General features: G+C 66.4%; 20 protein-coding genes. 13 read left to right on the top strand and 7 right to left on the bottom strand.

The window, feature by feature from the left end:
• Positions 1 to 345: 345 nt before the first annotated feature.
• The 4 genes from N5A93_RS11045 to fabA all read right to left on the bottom strand — a co-directional run bounded on the left by N5A93_RS11045 (position 346) and on the right by fabA (position 3,417).
• Positions 346 to 654, bottom strand: a complete 309-nt coding sequence (locus tag N5A93_RS11045; RefSeq protein ID WP_268955151.1) for a hypothetical protein — start codon at positions 652 to 654, stop codon at positions 346 to 348.
• A 195-nt stretch (positions 655 to 849) separates the two neighbouring features.
• Positions 850 to 1,641: an enoyl-ACP reductase FabI gene (locus tag N5A93_RS11040; RefSeq protein WP_268955150.1), complete on the bottom strand. Its 792-nt coding sequence runs from the start codon at positions 1,639 to 1,641 to the stop codon at positions 850 to 852.
• A 6-nt stretch (positions 1,642 to 1,647) separates the two neighbouring features.
• Positions 1,648 to 2,877 carry a beta-ketoacyl-ACP synthase I gene (gene fabB, locus N5A93_RS11035; protein ID WP_268955149.1) on the bottom strand — a complete coding sequence of 410 codons (1,230 nt, stop codon included), beginning with the start codon at positions 2,875 to 2,877 and terminating at the stop codon, positions 1,648 to 1,650.
• 30 nt (positions 2,878 to 2,907) lie between these two features.
• Positions 2,908 to 3,417 (bottom strand): bifunctional 3-hydroxydecanoyl-ACP dehydratase/trans-2-decenoyl-ACP isomerase, encoded by a 510-nt coding sequence (gene fabA / locus N5A93_RS11030; RefSeq protein ID WP_085816153.1) that lies wholly within the window; start codon positions 3,415 to 3,417, stop codon positions 2,908 to 2,910.
• A gap of 177 nt (positions 3,418 to 3,594) precedes the next feature.
• On the opposite strand from fabA, the gene irrA reads away from it, so the two are divergent.
• The 3 genes from irrA to N5A93_RS11015 all read left to right on the top strand — a co-directional run bounded on the left by irrA (position 3,595) and on the right by N5A93_RS11015 (position 6,270).
• Complete coding sequence (gene irrA / locus N5A93_RS11025; protein WP_268955280.1) at positions 3,595 to 4,011, top strand: iron response transcriptional regulator IrrA; 417 nt, start codon at positions 3,595 to 3,597, stop codon at positions 4,009 to 4,011.
• A gap of 79 nt (positions 4,012 to 4,090) precedes the next feature.
• Entirely contained in the window at positions 4,091 to 5,080 is a 990-nt protein-coding gene (locus N5A93_RS11020) for an NADPH:quinone reductase (RefSeq protein WP_268955148.1), read from the top strand.
• A gap of 158 nt (positions 5,081 to 5,238) precedes the next feature.
• Positions 5,239 to 6,270, top strand: coding sequence for a hypothetical protein (locus tag N5A93_RS11015; RefSeq protein ID WP_268955147.1), 1,032 nt, complete (start codon positions 5,239 to 5,241; stop codon positions 6,268 to 6,270).
• Between the two features lie 25 nt (positions 6,271 to 6,295).
• On the opposite strand, the gene N5A93_RS11010 is transcribed toward N5A93_RS11015, so the two are convergent.
• Both N5A93_RS11010 and N5A93_RS11005 read right to left on the bottom strand, forming a co-directional pair.
• Positions 6,296 to 6,907, bottom strand: coding sequence for a hypothetical protein (locus N5A93_RS11010; protein WP_268955146.1), 612 nt, complete (start codon positions 6,905 to 6,907; stop codon positions 6,296 to 6,298).
• 171 nt (positions 6,908 to 7,078) lie between these two features.
• Positions 7,079 to 7,507 (bottom strand): FKBP-type peptidyl-prolyl cis-trans isomerase, encoded by a 429-nt coding sequence (locus tag N5A93_RS11005; protein ID WP_268955145.1) that lies wholly within the window; start codon positions 7,505 to 7,507, stop codon positions 7,079 to 7,081.
• Positions 7,508 to 7,742: 235 nt separating this feature from the next.
• On the opposite strand from N5A93_RS11005, the gene N5A93_RS11000 reads away from it, so the two are divergent.
• The 6 genes from N5A93_RS11000 to adh all read left to right on the top strand — a co-directional run bounded on the left by N5A93_RS11000 (position 7,743) and on the right by adh (position 14,364).
• A complete protein-coding gene (locus N5A93_RS11000) occupies positions 7,743 to 8,429 on the top strand; it encodes a haloacid dehalogenase type II (protein ID WP_268955143.1) in 687 nt (228 codons plus the stop codon).
• Positions 8,430 to 8,431: 2 nt separating this feature from the next.
• Positions 8,432 to 9,268, top strand: coding sequence for an alpha/beta fold hydrolase (locus tag N5A93_RS10995; protein ID WP_268955142.1), 837 nt, complete (start codon positions 8,432 to 8,434; stop codon positions 9,266 to 9,268).
• Complete coding sequence (locus N5A93_RS10990; RefSeq protein WP_268955141.1) at positions 9,265 to 10,245, top strand: threonine ammonia-lyase; 981 nt, start codon at positions 9,265 to 9,267, stop codon at positions 10,243 to 10,245. The genes N5A93_RS10995 and N5A93_RS10990 overlap by 4 nt, the downstream gene beginning before the upstream one ends.
• 212 nt (positions 10,246 to 10,457) lie before the next feature.
• Positions 10,458 to 11,627, top strand: coding sequence for a 4-hydroxybenzoate 3-monooxygenase (gene pobA / locus N5A93_RS10985; RefSeq protein ID WP_268955140.1), 1,170 nt, complete (start codon positions 10,458 to 10,460; stop codon positions 11,625 to 11,627).
• 162 nt (positions 11,628 to 11,789) lie between these two features.
• On the top strand, positions 11,790 to 12,740 hold the full coding sequence (locus N5A93_RS10980; protein ID WP_328406430.1) for a GAF domain-containing protein: 951 nt from the start codon (positions 11,790 to 11,792) through the stop codon (positions 12,738 to 12,740).
• Between the two features lie 103 nt (positions 12,741 to 12,843).
• Positions 12,844 to 14,364, top strand: coding sequence for an aldehyde dehydrogenase (gene adh / locus N5A93_RS10975; RefSeq protein ID WP_268955139.1), 1,521 nt, complete (start codon positions 12,844 to 12,846; stop codon positions 14,362 to 14,364).
• Between the two features lie 92 nt (positions 14,365 to 14,456).
• On the opposite strand, the gene N5A93_RS10970 is transcribed toward adh, so the two are convergent.
• A complete protein-coding gene (locus tag N5A93_RS10970; RefSeq protein WP_268955138.1) occupies positions 14,457 to 15,290 on the bottom strand; it encodes a helix-turn-helix transcriptional regulator in 834 nt (277 codons plus the stop codon).
• Positions 15,291 to 15,414: 124 nt separating this feature from the next.
• On the opposite strand from N5A93_RS10970, the gene N5A93_RS10965 reads away from it, so the two are divergent.
• The 4 genes from N5A93_RS10965 to N5A93_RS10950 all read left to right on the top strand — a co-directional run bounded on the left by N5A93_RS10965 (position 15,415) and on the right by N5A93_RS10950 (position 19,074).
• A complete protein-coding gene (locus tag N5A93_RS10965; protein WP_268955137.1) occupies positions 15,415 to 16,311 on the top strand; it encodes a DMT family transporter in 897 nt (298 codons plus the stop codon).
• A 54-nt stretch (positions 16,312 to 16,365) separates the two neighbouring features.
• Positions 16,366 to 17,157 (top strand): 3-oxoadipate enol-lactonase, encoded by a 792-nt coding sequence (gene pcaD / locus N5A93_RS10960; protein WP_268955136.1) that lies wholly within the window; start codon positions 16,366 to 16,368, stop codon positions 17,155 to 17,157.
• Positions 17,150 to 17,860, top strand: a complete 711-nt coding sequence (locus tag N5A93_RS10955; protein ID WP_268955135.1) for an alpha/beta fold hydrolase — start codon at positions 17,150 to 17,152, stop codon at positions 17,858 to 17,860. The genes pcaD and N5A93_RS10955 overlap by 8 nt, the downstream gene beginning before the upstream one ends.
• Positions 17,861 to 17,988: 128 nt before the next feature.
• Positions 17,989 to 19,074 carry a zinc-binding dehydrogenase gene (locus tag N5A93_RS10950; protein WP_268955134.1) on the top strand — a complete coding sequence of 362 codons (1,086 nt, stop codon included), beginning with the start codon at positions 17,989 to 17,991 and terminating at the stop codon, positions 19,072 to 19,074.
• Positions 19,075 to 19,195: the final 121 nt, after the last annotated feature.

Here is a 19,195-nt window from a genome sequence, read left to right as displayed (position 1 = left end):
CGAGCGGCCGCAATGGGCCGCTCACGTCTTGAACCCAGACGGTCACCTCCAACTTTCCGAACCCCGCTTCCTGCGCATCGCCGCCGTTCCCGCATCAATGGCAAATTCCGATTCCGGTCAGTTATGAGCTGCGGGTGGATCACTCGTGAATCACGGATAGCCCATCTTACCGGAGCGGCTGGAAACCTGCGAAGGTCACACGGACAGGCAGACGAAGGCGATTGCCCTGCACAACCATATACTGACGCAGCGGCATGGCGTGAATCCGGGCTCGAAACCGGAGTCCCGGGCGGTGGGGCCATCCGGCACGGGGTTTGACGGGGTGGCGCCCCTGCCTCCCCTGCCCTATTGGCTGAGTTTGCGGGTCAGGGCGTCGGCGAGGCCGGTATCGGCCGAGGCCGAGAGGCCATCGGCACCGCGCGGAAAGTAGGCTTGCAGCGTCTCCGAGCCGCCCATGAGGCCGGCGACCCGCACGGCCATTGATTGCATCTGGTCATGCACCGGCGGGGCGAGCGCGCGCTCCTGCCAGATCGCCCCCAGCACCGCCGCGAACAGCGCGACATTCACCAGCCGCGCCAGCGAGCGGGCGCGTGCGCTGCGCGCAAGGCGGCGTTCCTCGCGGGGATGGGTCAGGTGGGGCGCGTGGCGTTGCATCCCTCCGGGATGTCATCCGGACGTGTCATTTCCGTGGCGAAAACCGGGCGCCAAGCGGGCCGTGAGGTTGCGCGCCTTGAATAAGCGCATGGGCACGACATCAGATTCTGATCCGCCCAGCCGCCGCTCGCGCCGGGAGGATCACGCAGGCGCTGTGGCCGAAGCGGGTGGAAACCGTTTGCCGAAGGCCAGACTTCAGAGGTTTTCGGCCTGGGGCATGCCCAGAACGTGATAGCCGCCATCGACATGGATGATCTCGCCGCTGGTGCAGGCGCCCGCATCCGAGGCGAGGTAGACGGCGGTGCCGCCGATCGCCTCGAGCGTGGCATTGGCGCGCATCGGTGCGTTGAGGTCGGTATGCTTGTAGGTGCGCCGCGCGCCGCCGATAGCCGCGCCCGCCAGCGTCTTCATCGGGCCGGGCGAGATGGCGTTGACGCGGATACCGTCGGGGCCGAGATCGTTGGCGAGGTAGCGGGTCGCCGATTCAAGCGCGGCCTTGGCCACGCCCATGACGTTGTAATTCGGCACGACCTTGTTGGAGCCCTGATAGGTCATGGTCAGCAGCGTGCCGCCGTTTTCCTGCATCATCGGATAGGCGCGGCGCGCCACGTCGATGAAGGAATAGGCGGAAATCTCCATCGAGTGCTTGAAGTTCTTGCGGCTGGTATTGATGAAGCGGCCGGTCAGTTCGGACTTGTCCGAATAGGCGATGGCGTGGACCACAAAATCGATCGTGGGCCATGTTTCGGCCAGTTGCGCGAAGGCCGCATCGAGCGAGGCATCATCGGTCACGTCCACATCCATAAGGACGCCTGATCCAAGGCTTTCGGCCAGCGGCTGCACGCGCTTGCCAAAGGCGTCGCCCTGATAGGAGAAGGCCAGCTGTGCGCCCGCCTCGTGCATCGCACGGGCGATTCCCCAGGCGATGGAGCGGTCATTCGCCACCCCCATGATCAGGCCGCGCTTGCCTTGCATCGAATTGCTCATGTCGATTTACCCACGATATTTGCTGAGAAGCATTGATCCATTGGTGCCGCCAAAGCCGAAGCTGTTGGTCATCACCGTATCCAGCCCGGCGTCGTCAATGCGCGCGGTGGCGATTTCGCCCTCATGGATGGCGGGATCGAGCGTTTCGACATTGATGGAAGGGATGATGAAGTCGTTTTCCAGCGCGAGCAGGCAGTAGATCGCCTCCTGTGCGCCGGTGGCGCCCTGGCTGTGGCCGGTCATCGACTTGGTCGAGCTGATCGGCGGGGTGGTGCCTTCGCCGAAGATGCGGCGCACGGCCTCGACCTCGCCGACATCCCCCACCGGCGTCGAGGTGCCGTGGGCGTTGATATAGCCGACCTTGCGGTCCTTGGGCAGGGTTTCGAGGGCAAGGCGCATGGCGCGCTCGCCGCCCTCGCCTGAGGGGGCGACCATGTCATGGCCGTCCGAGGTGGCAGCATAGCCGGTGACTTCGGCATAGATGCGCGCGCCGCGCGCCAGCGCGTGACCGAGTTCCTCGAGCACGACGATCCCGCCGCCGCCCGAGATCACGAAGCCGTCGCGCTCGGCGTCGAAGGCGCGCGAGGCGCGGCCGGGCGAATCGTTGAACTTGCTGCTCATCGCGCCCATCGCATCGAACAGGCACGAGAGGGTCCAGTCGAGTTCCTCGCCGCCGCCCGCGAACATCACGTCCTGCTTGCCCATCATGATCTGTTCGGCGGCATTGCCGATGCAATGCAGCGAAGTCGAGCAGGCCGAGGTGATCGAATAGTTGATTCCCTTGATCTTGTAGGCGGTGCTGAGATTGGCCGAGATGGTCGAGCTCATGCATTTGGGCACGGCGAAGGGGCCGATCCGCTTGGGGCTGCCCTTTTCCAGCACGGTCTGATGCGCGGCCAGCATGGCCGAGGTGGACGGCCCGCCCGACCCGGCCACAAGGCCGGTGCGCGGGTTGACGATATCGCCCTCCTCAAGCCCGGAATCCGCGATCGCCTGGCCCATCGCGATATGGGCATAGGCCGCGCCCGGCCCCATGAAGCGCAGCGTGCGCTTGTCGACATGTTCGCTGACATCCAGTTTCAGCGTGCCCGCGACCTGCGAGCGAAAGCCATGCTCTTTCATTTCCTCGCTGGCGACGATTCCGGAGGTGCCGGATTTCAACGCGGCGAGAACCTCCTGGGCATTGTTGCCGATGGACGAGACGATTCCGAGACCCGTGACGACGACGCGACGCATGTTGGGCTTCTCCTTAGATTTGCGGTGGGTTCAGCTTTCGCTGAGCGCGACTTTCATGTCCTTCACCTGATATATCACCTCTCCGTCGGCTTCGACACGCCCGTCGGCGACCCCCATGGTCAGGCGTCTTGTCTGCACCGCTTTCGTGAAATCCACGTAATAGGTCAGCATCTTGCGGTCGGGGCGGACCATGCCGGTCAGCTTGACCTCGCCCACGCCCAGCGCATAGCCGCGCCCCTGCCAGCCGCGCCAGCCGAGGTTGAAGCCGGTGAGCTGCCACAGCCCGTCAAGGCCAAGGCAGCCGGGCATGATCGGATTGCCGGGGAAATGGCATTCGAAGAACCACAGGTCGGGATGGATGTCGAACTCGGCCACCACATGGCCCTTGCCATGCGGGCCGCCATCGCCGCTGATGTCGGTGATGCGGTCCATCATCAGCATCGGGGGTTCGGGAAGCTGCGCATTGCCGGGGCCGAACAGCTCGCCCCGGGCGCATTTCAGCAGGTCGTCCTTGTCGAAGCTGCTTGGATAGTCGGCCATGCAGACGGGCCCTTTCGTGGCTGATGCGTAACGGTTTGGAAACCCTGTATCATCGCCCCAAAGGGCCTTGCAAGCCTGTCGGCACGGCGCGCGCCCGGCGGGCGGATGCGGAATTTATTTGAAATCATGGGGGTCGCGGCCCTATATTCCCCGGTGACCCACGCAACCGAGGCAAAAATGGACTTGCAAGCAACGACCCTTGGAACCGAATGGCTGGCCCAGGCGGGCATGCGGCCCACGCGACAGCGCGTCGCGCTGGCGACGATGCTGGTGGGCGATGGACAGCATCGCCATGTCACCGCCGAAAGCCTGTTCGACGAAGCCCTGAGACGCGGCGACAGCGTGTCGCTCGCAACGGTCTACAACACGCTGCGCGCGTTTTGCGATGCGGGGCTGATCCAAGAAGTGACGGTGGACGGATCGAAAAGCTATTTCGACACCAACACCCATGACCACCCCCATTTCTACTGGGAGGATGAGCAGCGCCTGACCGATGCTCCGTCCGAGGAGCTGGAGATCGCGCGCCTGCCCAAGGCACCCGAGGGCGCCGAAATCTCCAGCGTGGACGTGGTGATCCGCCTGCGCCGCACCTGACACGGAGCGACAGCGGGGCGCAAGTGCCCCGGCAAACCATCCCCGGCATCCCCCGGCGAACCATTCATGGAGAACAGCGATGCGTGCGGCAAGCTATGAGCGGTTCGGCCCCGCGGCCGAAGTTATCGATATCGGCGAGATCGACACCCCGGCGCCGGGCGCGGGCGAGGTGCTGGTGCGGCTGCGCTGGTCGGGGGTGAACCCCTCGGACGCCAAGGCGCGCGCGGGAAGCCGCCCCGGTGTCACCCGTCCCGACCATGACCGGATCATCCCCCATTCCGACGGCGCGGGCGTGATCGAGGCCGTTGGCGAGGGCGTCGACACCGCGCGCATCGGCCAGCGGGTCTGGATCTGGAACGGCCAGTGGAAACGTGCCTTCGGCACCGCCGCCGAGGCCATCGCCCTGCCGCAGAATCAGGCGGTGCCGCTGCCCGAGGGAGTCGACCTTGAAACCGGCGCGACGCTGGGCATTCCGGGACTGACTGCCTGCCAGACCGTATTCGGGGGCGGGTCGGTCGAGGGGCGGACATTGCTGATTTCGGGGGGTGCGGGCGCTGTCGGGCACAACGCCGTGCAACTGGCGCGCTGGGGCGGTGCGCGGGTGATCGCAACCGCATCGCCCGATGCGGCCGGACGGGCGCGCGACGCGGGCGCCGATCACGTCTTCGATTACCGCGACCCGGCGCTTGGCGAAAAGATCATGGAGGCCAGCGGCGGACGCGGCGTGGACCGCGCGATCGAGGTCGAGTTCGGGCAGAACGCCGCCCTGCTGGCCGAGGTCATGGCGCCGCTGGGCACCATCGCGGCCTATGGTTCGGGCAAGGACATGACGCCGACCCTGCCCTTCGGCCCTTATCTTTTCAAGGCGCTCAAGATCGACATCACGCTGATCTACATCCTGCCCGATGCCGCGCGCGAGGCGGCCATCGCGAAACTGCACGCGGCGCTGAGCGAAGGCGCGCTGAAACCCGCCATCGCCGCGCGCTACCCGCTTGCGGATTGCGCCGCCGCGCAGGATGCGGTGATGAGTCCGGGGCGCGCAGGCGCGGTGCTGCTGGATATCGGCTGAAGGGCGCGGGCGGAGCAAGACTGACACTGCATCAGGGTATAACTCAGGCAGAGGTTATACATTGCAGATTGCAGATCGGACATGCTGTGCTTAGGCTTGGACAGGACCGCAATCCGCGCGATCGCGCCTTACATAAGCCACCGCAGGGGACAAAACCGATGAGCTACGCCAGCGCGCTGCGCAGGTTTCTGACGCTGCTTGGGCGCTTGGTGGAACACGTGCTTGACCGTATCAGGTCGGTGGTCGTGATCCTGATTCTGGTCGCGTCACTCGCGTTGAATGTTTCGCTGGTCGTGTTTGACAAAGTTACCGACGTCGTCAGCACGACTTATAGCACGATCACCGACGCACCGACCGTCCATGGACGCTTGAAAGCAAGACTGGCGACCACGGGCGCGGAGTTGAGCACGACCCGACGAGAGCTGAGCGCATCCCGCGGCCGCGAGCAGATTCTTGATCGCGACTTGGGCAAATCCCGAACAGAACTGGTCAGGCAGCAGACCAAGATCGACGAACTGTCCGGCCAGGTCACGAAGCTTGAGGGAGACCTGACTCGCAGCCGCACACAATCGAATGCGGAGCTGGCAAGGCGGCAGGCGCGGATCGATGAATTGTCCAGCCGTGCCAGTCGCGCCACGACAACAGATAAGGTCCGGTATCGCGGGAGAACGGTTATGATGCGCGCCGCGCTGCGCGACACGTCCGAGCGGATCAATAAGCGCGCAGTGGTCAATGCGGGGCGCAATATCGGGTCGATGGCCGGTGAAGCCTTGCCGGTGCTCGGCGTCGCGGTGATCGCCACGGTGACCGCGCTTGAAATCAGCGATCTGTGCGAGACGCTCAGGGATATGGAAGAACTGAACGCCGCACTGGACCCGCTCAATGCCAAGCCCGAAAGCGAGCGATCCAAATGCCCCTGGACGGTTCCGTCACGCGAGGAGCTTTGGGCGCAGGTAACTGAATCGCCACAAAAAGCGTGGGATTTGGCCATCGAAAATGTGCCGGACCTACCCGAGATCCAGGAGATGCACGTCGATTGGCGCGGTTACCTGAGTCTAGTCACGGGAGTGATGGATGATCTCATGGACTATGCGGGATCAACCAGTCGAAATGCATGGGATAAGACGGTGAATGGCGCGATGCAGTCTTTTGACGCGCTGGTCGAGTCGATATCGCCAAGCACCGAGTGATCAGGCTTGAGCCCCTCGTCCCCGCTCAGGCGTCGCGGTCGATCCCGGAGGGGCCGGGGCGAGTGAGGCGTTTACGCGCGGCGGCGAGGCCGGGGCCAAAGCCTTCGGCATCGCCGTAATCGACGAACTGGGCATAATAGGCATGCATCGCGCCGACGCGGGCGGCGTGTTTGATCGGGCACCAATAGGCCTCGGTGCGCCCGGCGATCTCCTGCACGTAGCCGAGCAGCCCGTTGCAATAGCCGCAATAGACGCAGTTCAGTTTCTGAAGCGCGTTGAGATAGGCCAGGTGGTGGCGGTCGATGCGGATGAAATCGGCGCGCCGGACCTTCTCGATGCGATAGACCGGAAAGCAGATCGCCTGATAGAGCGTCGCGAAAAGATCGAGCAGCGCGAAGGGCAGGATCAGCGAATAGATCACCGGAGCGGTAAGCACGACCATCGGCCGGGTCTGGCGCAGGAATGTGCCCAGGCCCACGCGCAGCGCGCGGTGGCGGCGGCGGATCTCGTTCTCGAACACCACGCGGCCATTTTCCAGCTGATAGCTGAACTCGGTGCGGCGGCGCTGGAATTCGGCGTCCAGTTCGCCCTGGAGGTCGCGGATCCGGGTGAGCAGCTTTTCGGTGGGCGAGGTCATCGGCGGGCTCCGTCAGTTGCGCCGCCATCCTAGCCCGCGCAGAAGCCTTGATGCCAGCGGATTGCGTCCAGGCACCTGCCCTGCCGGGTTTGAAACGCAAAGGCGCGCGCAGGTCTTCCTGCACGCGCCCCTGTCTCATCTGATGCGATCGGCGAAGCGACCGCGTCCCGGTCAGGAAATATCGACCAGTTCGATGGCGAAGGTCAGATCCTTGCCCGCAAGCGGGTGGTTGGCGTCAAGCGTCACCTGTTCGTCGGTCACTTCGACCACGGTCACTGGCATCACCTGCCCCTGGGGAGTCTGCACCTGAAGCTGCGTGCCCAGATCGAGCGGGATATCCTCGGGGATATCGGCGCGCGGCACCGCCTGCTGGGCGTTGGGATCGGGCTGACCATAGGCCTGGTCAGCGGGCACTTCGACGGTTTTCTTGTCGCCCACGGTCATGCCGGGCAGCGCCTGATCGAGGCCGGGGATGATCTGGCCGGAACCGACCTGGAATTCCAGAGGGTCGCGCCCCTCGCTGCTGTCGAAGGTCGCACCGTCTGTCAGCGTGCCGGTATAGTGAATGCGGACGGTATCGCCCTCTTTGACTTGCGTCATGCGTCTTTTCCAATCTGTCGTGGAGTGAGTGAGTTTGCAAGGCCGCGTCCCGCGCGGGTGCTTGTGCGTGTCCGACCTCAATTTAGTGATTCACTGCCGGGATTGCAAACCGACTTCGGTGACGGGGCTGATGAGGCGGGCGCGAGGGCATGCCGACATGCGCCCGCGCTGGCGGGCGGGGCTTTCGGTGCCGGGCGATCCGTGCCAGTGTCATGCGCAATACACCGGAGGACCCATGCCGATTACAACCTGCATATTTGACGCCTATGGCACCCTGTTCGACGTTTCCGCCGCCGCGCGGACCGCGGCCGAAGAGCCGGGGCGCGAAAAATTCGCCAAGCACTGGCCCAGCATCGCCGAGAACTGGCGCCGCAAGCAATTGCAATACACATGGCTGCGCGCCGCGATGGGCGCGCATACCGATTTCTGGAACGTCACCCAGGACGGGCTTGACTGGGCGCTGGAGGCCGAGGGGCTGGACGGCGACGACGATCTGCGCGAGCGGCTGTTGATGCTTTACCGCGAGCTTGCCCCCTATCCCGAGGTGCCCCCGATGCTCGAGGCGCTCAAGACGCAGGGCATGGCCACGGCGATCCTGTCGAACGGCGCGCCGGGGATGCTGTCGGATGCGGTGGCATCGGCGGGGATCGGCGCGCATCTCGACGATGTGCTGTCGGTCGAAAGCGTCGGCGTCTTCAAGCCCGCGCCACAGGTCTATGACATGGTGGGCGAGCGGTTCTGCTGCGACATCTCGGAGGTGCTGTTCGTGTCCTCGAATGGCTGGGATGCCTGTGCGGCGGCGGCCTATGGTTTCATCGCGGCCTGGGTCAACCGGACGGGCGCGCCGATGGAAAGGCTGCCGGGGCGGCCGCATCATGTGCTTGAGGACCTGAGCGCCATCCCCGCCCTGACCGAGGCCTGAACATGGCGCGATTCACCAGTTCGGACGGGCTGAGCCTTTATTACGAGGATGAGGGCGCGGGCCGGGCGGTCCTGTGCCTTGCGGGGCTGACGCGCAATGCGCGCGATTTCGATCCGCTGGCGCCGCATCTGCGCGCGCAGCGGATGCTGCGGCTGGATTATCGCGGGCGCGGGCGGTCGGATCACGACCCGGATTTCACGAATTACAACATCCTGCGCGAGGCGCAGGATGTGATCGACTTGCTGGATCACCTTGGCCTTGAACGGGTCACGCTGATCGGCACCTCGCGCGGCGGGCTGATCGCCATGGCGCTGGCGGCCGGTCACGGGGCGCGGCTTGCGGCGGTGTTGCTCAATGATATCGGCCCCGAGGTCGCGCCGGGGGGGCTTGCTCGGATCATGGATTATGTCGGCAAGCCGCCGCCCTTTGCCGATCTCGATGCGGCCGCGGCGGCGCTGGAGGCGGCGCATGGCGCGGATTTCCCCGGGGTGGCGCGCGCGCGCTGGCGCGCGCAGGCCGAGGCCCTGTTCGCGCCGCGCGCCGATGGCGGGTTGGCGCTGCGCTATGATCCAAGGCTGCGCGATGCGCTGGTCGGCCAGGCGGGCGCGGGCGAGACGGTGGACCTGTGGCAGCTTTTCGATGCGCTGCGCGCCACGCCGCTGGCGGTGGTGAGGGGCGCGAACTCGGACCTGCTGAGCGCCGGGACCCTGGCGCGCATGCAAGAGCGCCATCCGGGGCTGATCGCCGCGACGGTGCCCGATCGCGGGCATGTGCCCTTTCTTGACGAAGCAGAGGCGCTGGCCGCGCTGCATGAATTGCTGGAGACCTCCGAGACATGAGCGATATCGACATGATCCGCGCCGCCGCCGGGCGCCTCGAGGGCCATGCGCGGCGCACGCCGCTATTGTCCTCGCCCTTCCTTGACGAGATCGCCGGGCGCCGGGTGCTCGTCAAGCCCGAATGCCTGCAACATACCGGCAGTTTCAAGTATCGCGGCGGGCGCGCGGCGGTGTCGGCGCTGGAACCAGCGCTGCGCGCCAAGGGCGTGATCGCCTTTTCCAGCGGCAACCACGCGCAGGGCGTGGCGCTGGCGGCGCGCGAATTCGGCGTGCCGGCGGTGATCGTCATGCCTGCCGGCGCGCCGCGCCTCAAGATCGAGAACACGCGCGCATTGGGCGCCGAGGTGGTGCTTTATGACCGCGCGGGGGGCGAAAGCCGCGAGGAGATCGGCGCGGCCCTGACCAGGGAACGGGGTCTTACGCTGATCAAACCCTATGACGAACCCGAGGTGATCGCCGGTCAAGGCACCTGCGGGCTCGAGATCGCCGCGCAGGCGCGCGACGCGGGCGTGGAGCGGGGCGATGTGCTGGTCTGCTGCGGCGGCGGGGGGCTGACATCGGGAATCGCGCTGGCGCTCGAGGCCGAGGCGCCGGGCCTGCGGGCGCGGCCCTGCGAGCCCGAGGGGTTCGACGATACCGCGCGCTCGCTTGCGGCGGGGCGGATCCTTGCGAATGCACAGGGCGCGGGCGGGATCTGCGATGCGATCGTGACGCCGCAGCCCGGCGAGATCACCTTCGGGATCATGTCGCGGCTTTGCGGGCCGGGGCTGGTGGTGAGCGAGGACGAGGTGCTTGCGGCGATGGCGCTGGCGTTCCAGCGCCTCAAACTGGTGGCCGAGCCGGGCGGCGCGGTGGCGCTGGCGGCGGCGCTGTTTCATCCCGGCGAGATCGCGGGCGATGCGGTGATCTGCACCATCTCCGGGGGCAATGTGGACGCCGCCATGTTCATCCGCGCCCTGCAAACCGCCACGGACTGAGCGACGGGGGGCCAGCCCCCCGGACCCCCCGGGATATTTCTAAACAGAAGAAGCCGGATTTAGCCCCCTTGCCTTCTTTTGTTCGAAAATATCCCGGGGTGAATTGGCCGCAGGCCAAGAGGGGCAGCGCCCCTTTGCGCCAGATCATGGACAGGACTTCGGTGGTCGACTTTCCTGTTGCGGAGCGTGGACGCGACGAGGAGGGACCTATCATGCGCACACAGGTGGCTATCGTGGGGGGCGGCCCGGCCGGGCTTTTGCTGGCGCAACTTTTGCACGGATATGGAATCGATACGGTCGTGCTGGAGCGGCGTACGCGTGCGCATGTGCTGGAACGCGTGCGCGCCGGGGTGCTGGAAACCGGCTTCGTCGAGATGATGCGCGAGGCGGGCGTGGCCATGCGCATGGAGGACGAGGGCATCCCCCATCATGGTGCGCGCATCGCCTATGGCGAGGAGAGTTTCCGGATCGATTTCGCCGCACTCACCGGGGAACAGGTGATGATTTACGGCCAGTCCGAGGTCACGCGCGACCTTTACGAGGCGCGCGATGCGGCGGGTCTGGAAACATTGCATGAATGCGCCGGCCTGCGTCCGCATGACATCGACGGCGCGCAGCCTTTCATCACCTTCCTGCATGGCGGCAGGATGAACCGGCTGGATTGCGATTTCATCATCGGCTGCGACGGGTTTCACGGCCCCTGCCGGGACGCCATCCCGCAGGAGGCGCTGCAGGGTTACGAGAAGACCTACCCGTTCGGCTGGCTGGGCATTGTGTCAGAGACCCCGCCGGTGGATGACGAACTGGTCTATTGCAATTCCGAGCGTGGTTTCGCCCTGTGTTCGATGCGCGACGAGGGGCTGAGCCGCTATTACATTCAATGCCCGCTGGCGGACAGTCCGGACGATTGGAGCGACGAGATGTTCTGGGAGGAGCTTGGGCGGCGCTTGCCGGGGGAGATGCGCGCGCGCCTGGTCACCGGCCCCTCGATCTGGAAATCCATCGCGCCGATGCGCTCATATGTCTGCGAGCCGATGCGCTGGGGCAAGATGTACCTGTGCGGCGATGCCGCCCATATGGTGCCGCCGACCGGCGCCAAGGGGCTCAACACCGCCGCAAGCGACGTGCATTACCTGAGCCGGGCGCTGATGCGCCATTACCGGGAGGGCGACGATCGTGGGCTCGAGGATTACTCGGGCCAGGCGCTGGCACGGATCTGGAAGAACCAGCGGTTCGGCTGGTGGATGACCAATCTCCTGCACCGCTTTCCCGAGCAGAGCGCGTTTGATCTGCGCATGCAACAGGCAGAGCTGGCCTTTTTGCAGGAGAACGAGGCGGCGCGGCGCGCGCTGGCGCAGAACTATGTCGGCCTGCCCTATTGAGCCATGGGCGCGTGCTGGCGGCTTGCCTGAGAAGCGCCCCTCGCCTAGGCTGTGGTCATTGCGCCCGCGGCGCGCCCTGAAAGGGCGCATGGAGGAGGCCGGGCGCAAGGCGTTTGTCGACGGGAGGAGACCATTACTTTCGCCACGCAGCATATAGACCGGGTGCTTGACACCCTGTCATCGGGTTCGGCGGCGGCGCGTTCGCGTCTGGCGGCGTCTTGGCAGCGCTCGGCGCGCGCCCACGGGCTGGACCCGGCGCGCCCGGAGGGCGGGCAGCGCGTGGAGGCGCGCGAACTCAAGCAGCGCCGCGAGGCGCTCGGGGCGTTCCTGGGCGTCGCGGCACCGCAGCTGGACAGTCTGTTCGGGCTGATCGGGCATTCGGGCTGCGGGGTCTTGTTGACCGATGCCGAAGGCGTTGTGCTGGAGCAGCGCTGTTCGGATGGCGATGCGGAGGTGTTCAAGCACTGGGGCCTTTGGGCGGGGGCTGACTGGAGCGAGGCGGCAGAGGGCACCAACGGGATCGGAACCTGTCTGGCCGAAAACCGGCAGGTGACCATTCACCGCGACCAGCATTTTCTGGCGCGCAATATCGGCATGAGCTGCATGGATGCGCCGATCTACGGGCCGGACGGTGCGTTGATCGCGGCGCTGGACGTCTCTTCGGCGCGGGCCGATCAGACCGAAAGTTTCAACCGCCTGATCGCCGCCATGGTCGCGCAGACCGCGCATCAGATCGAGGCGGCGGCGTTTCGCGCGGCCTTTGCCGGTCGGCGCATCGTGGTGGCCGATGACAATGGCAACGAGCCGGCCGCGCTGCTGGCGGTGGATGGCGACGACATCGTGGTGGGCGCGACGCGCGCCGCGCGGCGCAATTTCGGGCTGTCGATCTCGGGCGGGCTGAAGCCGCTGCCCGCCAATGACCTGCTGAACGGCGAGGCGGGTACGGGCGGCTTCGAGCGCGCCGAGCGCGCCGCGGTGACGCGCGCGCTGGCACGCGCGGGGGGCAATGTCTCGAAGGCGGCGCGCGCGCTCGGGATCGGGCGCGCGACGCTTTACCGGCGCATGGCGCGGCTGGGTATCGCACCTGACGGGGGCAGACTGTCCCGGAATTGAGACAATCGCCCGCCCTGCCCTGCAAGGCGGGGCTGTCACAGCGGCCATAAGCGCGCTTACTCCATTCGCAACGGCATGACGCCGTGTGAATGGAGGAGATCACATGAACGAGATGACACAGATGGCGGGCAAGCATGCCTCGCCCTTCAAGACCCGTTATGACAATTTCATCGGCGGCACCTTCGTGCCCCCCGTGGAGGGGCGGTATTTCGACAACATCACGCCGATCACGGGCGCCAAGGTCTGCGAGGTCGCCCGCTCGGGTGCGAAGGATGTGGAACTGGCGCTTGATGCCGCGCATGCCGCGAGCACGGCATGGGGCCAGACCGCCCCGGCCGAGCGCGCCAACGTGCTGCTGAAGATCGCCGACCGGATGGAAGAGAGCCTCGATCTGCTGGCGCAGGCCGAGACCTGGGACAACGGCAAGCCGATCCGCGAGACCACCGCCGCCGACATCCCGCTGTCGGTCGATCACTTCCGCTATTTCGCGGGCGTTCTGCGCGGCCAGGAAGGCACCATGTCGGAGATCGACGCCGATACCGTGGCCTATCATTTCCACGAGCCGCTGGGCGTCGTGGGGCAGATCATCCCGTGGAATTTCTCGATCCTGATGGCGGCGTGGAAGCTGGCCCCGGCGCTGGCGGCGGGCAATTGCATCGTGCTCAAACCCGCCGAGCAGACCCCGGCCGCAATCATGGTGCTCGCCGAGCTGGTCGCCGACCTGCTGCCCGCGGGCGTTCTCAATATCGTCAACGGCTATGGCGCCGAGGTGGGCGCACCGCTGGCGCGCAGCCCGCGCATCGCCAAGATCGCCTTTACCGGCTCGACCGAGACCGGGCGCAAGATCATGCAGGCCGCGACCGAGAACCTGATCCCGGTCACGCTGGAACTGGGCGGCAAGAGCCCCAACATCTTCTTTTCGGACGTGATGGCCGAGGATGACTCGTTTCTGGACAAGGCGGTCGAGGGCTTCGTGCTGTTCGCCTTCAACCAGGGCGAGGTCTGCACCTGCCCGAGCCGCGCCCTGATCCAGGAGGATATCTACGAAGAGTTCATCGCCCGCTGCATCGACCGGGTGAAGGCGATCAAGCAGGGCGATCCGCGCGACATGGAGACCATGGTGGGCGCGCAGGCGAGCCAGGAGCAGCAGGACAAGATCATGTCCTATCTGACCATCGGGGTCGAGGAAGGCGCCGAAGTGCTGGTGGGCGGCGATGCCGCGCGGTTCAACGGCGAGCTGTCGGACGGGTTCTATATCCAGCCCACGATCCTCAAGGGCCACAACAAGATGCGGGTTTTCCAGGAGGAGATCTTCGGCCCGGTCGTGTCTGTCACCACCTTCAAGGACGAGGCAGAGGCCTTGGCGATCGCCAATGACACCATGTACGGGCTTGGCGCCGGGGTCTGGTCGCGCGACGCCAATCGCTGCTACCGGTTCGGGCGCGCGATCGAGGCCGGGCGCGTCTGGGTCAACAACTACCATGCCTATCCGGCACATGCGGCCTTCGGCGGTTACAAGCAATCCGGCATCGGGCGCGAGACCCACAAGATGATGCTGGACCACTATCAGCAGACAAAGAACATGCTGGTCAGCTACAACCCCAACAAGCTCGGCTTTTTCTAGAGCCCGCGAGAGTGGTAGCGAGTGACGGGCGGCCCCTTGCGGGCCGCCCTTTTTCATTTTGACGACAAGGAAGTGCGGCGTGGCGCCCTGCCCTAGCGCAGCGCGGCGCGGTATTGCGCCGGGGTGCGGCCCGTCTGCTTGCGGAACACGCGGGTCAGGTGGCTTTGGCTGGAAAATCCGCAGGCTGCCGCGATCCTGGCGACGGGGGCACTGCCGCGCAGCATGTCGCGGGCGCGGTCGATCCGCCGCGCGGTGATCCAGCCATGCGGCGCCATCCCCCGCGACAGGCGGAACATCCGGTGAAAGTGATATTCGGACATCGAGGCCAGCGCCGCCAGATCGGCGAGGCGGATGGTGTTTTCCATCTCCGCCGCGATCCATTCGTCCACCCGGCGCAGCACATGGGGTGCCAGACCGCGGCGCAGCGTGACGCGGCCCGGTTCAAGATGCGCCACCAGGTCGCTGGCCGCGCTGTCGGCCAGCAGGATATCCCCGTCCTGCGCCGCCAGCGCCAGTTGCCGCAGCGGCCCCGCCAGCGCGGGACGCTCGGCAAAGCTGATCTCATGCAGGTCCAGCTGGCGCGCGTCGCAGTCATGCATGCGCGCGAATGAAGCGCGCAGCGCCGCATCGGGCATGTGCAGATGCACGAAACGGAAGGGCTGGGTGATGTGCCATTCCGAGCGATGCCCCTCGGGCATGACGCAGACCGCACCGGGCCAGCCGCTTGCGCCCCCCGCATCCAGCCGGCGCGTGCCTGTGCCGCCCTGCAGATAGAGGCTGAACGTGTGGCCGCTGGTATCGTCATAGGAGACCCGGTCATCGTGGTTTTCCCAGATCGTCACACTGCGCCCGCCGCCCAGATCAAGCCGGTGGGTGGCATGTGCCGCGCGCGAACGGCCAAGGAAATCCTGCACGGTGTGACGCATGGCGCGACCCTAGCGCAGTGTCCGGCATGGCGGGAAGGGGCGCGTCCGATTTTAGCGCAAGATCGTGCAAAACCCGGCGCGGCGGATGCGCTAGAGGAAGCGCAACAAGGAGAGCGCCACCCCCATGACCACAACCATCCTGTTCGCCGCCACTGTCCTGATCTGGGGCACCACATGGATCGCCATCGCCGCACAGATCGGCGATGTGCCGGTGATGGTCTCGGTCTTCTACCGCTTTGCGCTGGCGGCGCTGCTGATGCTGGCGGGGCTGGCGGCCTTGGGTCGTCTGAAGCGTCCGGCACAGTGGCGCTTTGTCGTCGTTCAGGCGTTATGCCTGTTCTGCTTCAATTTCGTCGGGCTTTACAACGCGGCGGCCCTGATCCCGTCGGGGCTGGTCTCGGTGATCTTTTCGCTGGCCTCGATCTTCAACGCGCTGAACGCGCGGCTGATCTTCGGCGAGCCCGTCACGGGGCGCACGGTTCTGGCCGGGGCGATCGGTTTTTGCGGCCTCGTCCTGCTGTTCTGGCAGGATATCGTGGTGACGCCGGACAGCGATACACTGCGCGGAATCGGCTGGGCCGTGTCCGGGACGCTGGTGTTCTCGTGGGGCAACATGGCGTCGCGCCAGAATGCGCGGCTGGGCGTGTCGCCGATCACCGCCAATGGCTGGGGCATGGGGATCGGCGCGCTGGCTCTGCTGGGATTGATCGCGGCCACCGGGCAGCCGGTTACCGCCCCCTCGGGCACGGGTTACTGGGTGGCGCTGATTTACCTCGCCGCCATCGGCTCGGTCATCGGGTTCACCACCTACCTGCTGCTGGTGGCCCGGATCGGATCGGCCCAAGCGGGCTATGCCACGGTGCTGTTCCCGGTGGTGGCGCTGGTCATCTCGACGCTGTTCGAGGGGTATGTCTGGAGCGCAACCGCGATCGCGGGCGTGGCGCTGGCAGGATCCGGGAACGTGGTGATGTTCTGGACAGGGCGGGAGCGCCGGCGCAGCCCGGCCCGGACGCCTACTTGACCCCGGCGCCCGCTTGCCAGCATGTAGTGTGCGGGACAGCGCGAAGGAAACAGCATGCAGATGGCCGATCTGGGGGATATTTCCCTGCATTACCGCGAGGATGGCGACCGCCACGGCGCACCGGTGGTCTTTGCCAACTCATTGGGCACCGATCTGCGGCTCTGGGACAGGATCCTGCCGCTTCTGCCCGAGGGCCTGCGCATCATCCGCTATGACAAGCGCGGTCATGGCCTGAGCGATTGCCCTCCGGCGCCTTACAGGATGGGCGCGCTGGTGCGCGATGCCGAGCGGCTGCTTGACCTGCTGGAGGTGCGCGACTGCGTCTTCGTCGGCCTTTCGATCGGGGGCATGATCGCGCAGGGGCTGGCGGTGAAACGTTTCGATCAGGTGCGCGCGCTGGTGCTCAGCAACACAGCCGCAAAGATCGGCCAGCCCGAGATGTGGCAGGACCGCATCGATGCCGTGCGCGCGGGGGGCACCAAGGCACTCGCCGAATCCGTGATGGAACGCTGGTTCCCCAAGAGCTTTCGCGACACTGCCCCGGATTTCTGCGGCTGGCGCAATATGCTCTCGCATACGCCCGCCGAGGGATACATGGGCTGTTCGGCCGCCATCGCGGGCACGGATTTCTACACGCCCACAAGCGGGCTGCGCTTGCCAACGCTGGGGATCGCGGGTTCCGAGGATCGCGCCACGCCGCCGGACCTCGTGCGCGAAACCGTGGCGCTGATCCACGGGTCGCGATTCGAGCTGATCCGGGGGGCGGGCCACCTGCCCTGTGTCGACCGCCCCGAGGATTATGCCGCGCTGCTGGGCGGTTTCCTGAAAGACATCGGCCATGTCTGACTTCCTGCTGGTGCATGGATCCTGCCACGGCGCCTGGTGCTGGCGCGACGTGATCCCGGCGCTCGGGCGGCTGGGTCACACGGCGCGCGCCATCGACCTACCGGGGCATGGCGATACGCCCTGCCCGATCGAGGCGATCACGCTGGAGGCATATGCCGATGCGATCCTTGCGGCGCTCAAATCGCCGGCGATCGTGGTCGGGCACTCGATGGCGGGATTCGCGATCTCGGCCGCGGCCGAAAAGGCGCCCGAGCGGATTGCCCGGCTGGTTTACCTCTGCGCCTATGCGCCGCGTGACGGCGTCTCGCTGGTCGAGATGCGCCGCGAGGCGCCGCGCCAGCCGCTGCTCGAGGCCATCGAGAAAACCGCTGACGGGCTGGGCTTCACCTTTCGCGACACGCATCTTGGCGATGCGCTTTATCACGACTGCCCGGACGGGACCGTGGATCATGCCCGCGCGCGGCTCTGCGTGCAGGCGATCCGCCCGCAAGCGACGCCGATCAGCCTGGGGGCGAATTACGCGGGCGTGGCAAAATCCTATATCCGCTGCAGCGAGGATCGCGCGATTCCGCCCGAATACCAGACCAGCATGACCAAGGGCTGGCCCACGGGCGACCTTTACGAGATGCCCACCGGCCATTCGCCCTTCTTCGCCGATCCCGAAGGGCTGGCGCAGCGGCTCGATCTCATCGCGCGCGGCTGAATCCCGGCGCGCCGCCACTTTCGCGCGGCGCGCGTCAAAACCGGCTTGCACCACCGCGTCAGAGGCGTAACCCTGCGCGCCAGTAAAGCGGAACGGACCAAAACCGGCCCAAGCGAACGGGAGAGACCATGCAGACCATCAAGGCGGCCGTGTGCCACGACTTCGGGCAGCCCCTCGTGATCGAGGACGTGCGCCTGCGCGCGCCCGGAATGGGCGAGATCGAGGTATCGCTCGATGCGGTGGCGATCTGCCATTCCGACATCTCCTATGCCGACGGGGCCTGGGGCGGCAGCCTGCCCGCGGTCTACGGCCACGAGGCGGCGGGACGCATCAGCGCCCTTGGCGCGGGGGTCACCGGGCTGGCCGCGGGCGATCCGGTGGTGGTCACGCTGATCCGCGCCTGCGGCGCCTGCCCCAGCTGCGGCGCGGGGCGCCCCACCGGCTGCGAAGCTCCCCATGACGGCGATCACGGGCCGCTCAGCACGATCGACGGCGGCACGCTGCATCAGGCCATGGCCTGCGGCGCCTTCGCCGAAAGGATCGTGGTCCATCACGGCCAGGCGGTGAAGATCCCCGGCGACATGCCGATGGATGCCGCCAGCCTGCTGGCCTGCGGCGTGATCACCGGGGTCGGGGCGGTGGTGAACGCCGCCGCGCTGCGCGCCGGGCAGGACGTGGTGGTGATCGGCGCGGGCGGCGTGGGGCTCAACGCGATCCAGGGCGCGCGCATCGCCGGGGCGCGCCGCATCGTTGCCGTGGACATGAACGCCGGGAAACTCGAGGACGCCATCGCTTTCGGCGCCACCGACACGGTGCTCGCCTCGCAGGACCAGCCCTGGCGCGCCGCCATGGATGCCATGGGACGGGGCGCGGATGCGGTGCTGGTCACGGTGGGCGCCGCCCCGGTCTATGACCTGGCCGCGAACTACCTGGCGCCCGGCGGCAAGGTGATCATGGTGGGCATGCCCGCGAGCGGCGCCTTTTCCAGCTTCGAGGCCGGCAATCTCGCCGCTGCCGGACAATCCATGATCGGCTCCAAGATGGGCGACGTGGTGATCGCGCGCGACATCCCCTGGATGATCGACCTCTACCGCCAGGGCCGCCTGAAACTCGACGAGCTGATCTCGAACCGCTGGCGGCTCGACCAGATCAACGAGGCCATCGCCGATACCCGCTCAGGCAGCGCGCGGCGCAATGTCATCATGCTGGATTGACCCGCCCCTTCATCTGGCCCCAAATACCTCGGGGGGTGTGGGGGGCAGCGCCCCCCACCCGGGCGGATCGCCACGCGAAACGAACCAACAAAAACCGAAAGGCCCGGCCAAGAAAAACAAA

This window comes from Roseovarius salincola (assembly GCF_026891095.1).
In the GTDB taxonomy this organism is placed as follows: domain Bacteria; phylum Pseudomonadota; class Alphaproteobacteria; order Rhodobacterales; family Rhodobacteraceae; genus Roseovarius; species Roseovarius salincola.
This window is presented reverse-complemented; position numbering and strand designations above follow the sequence as displayed.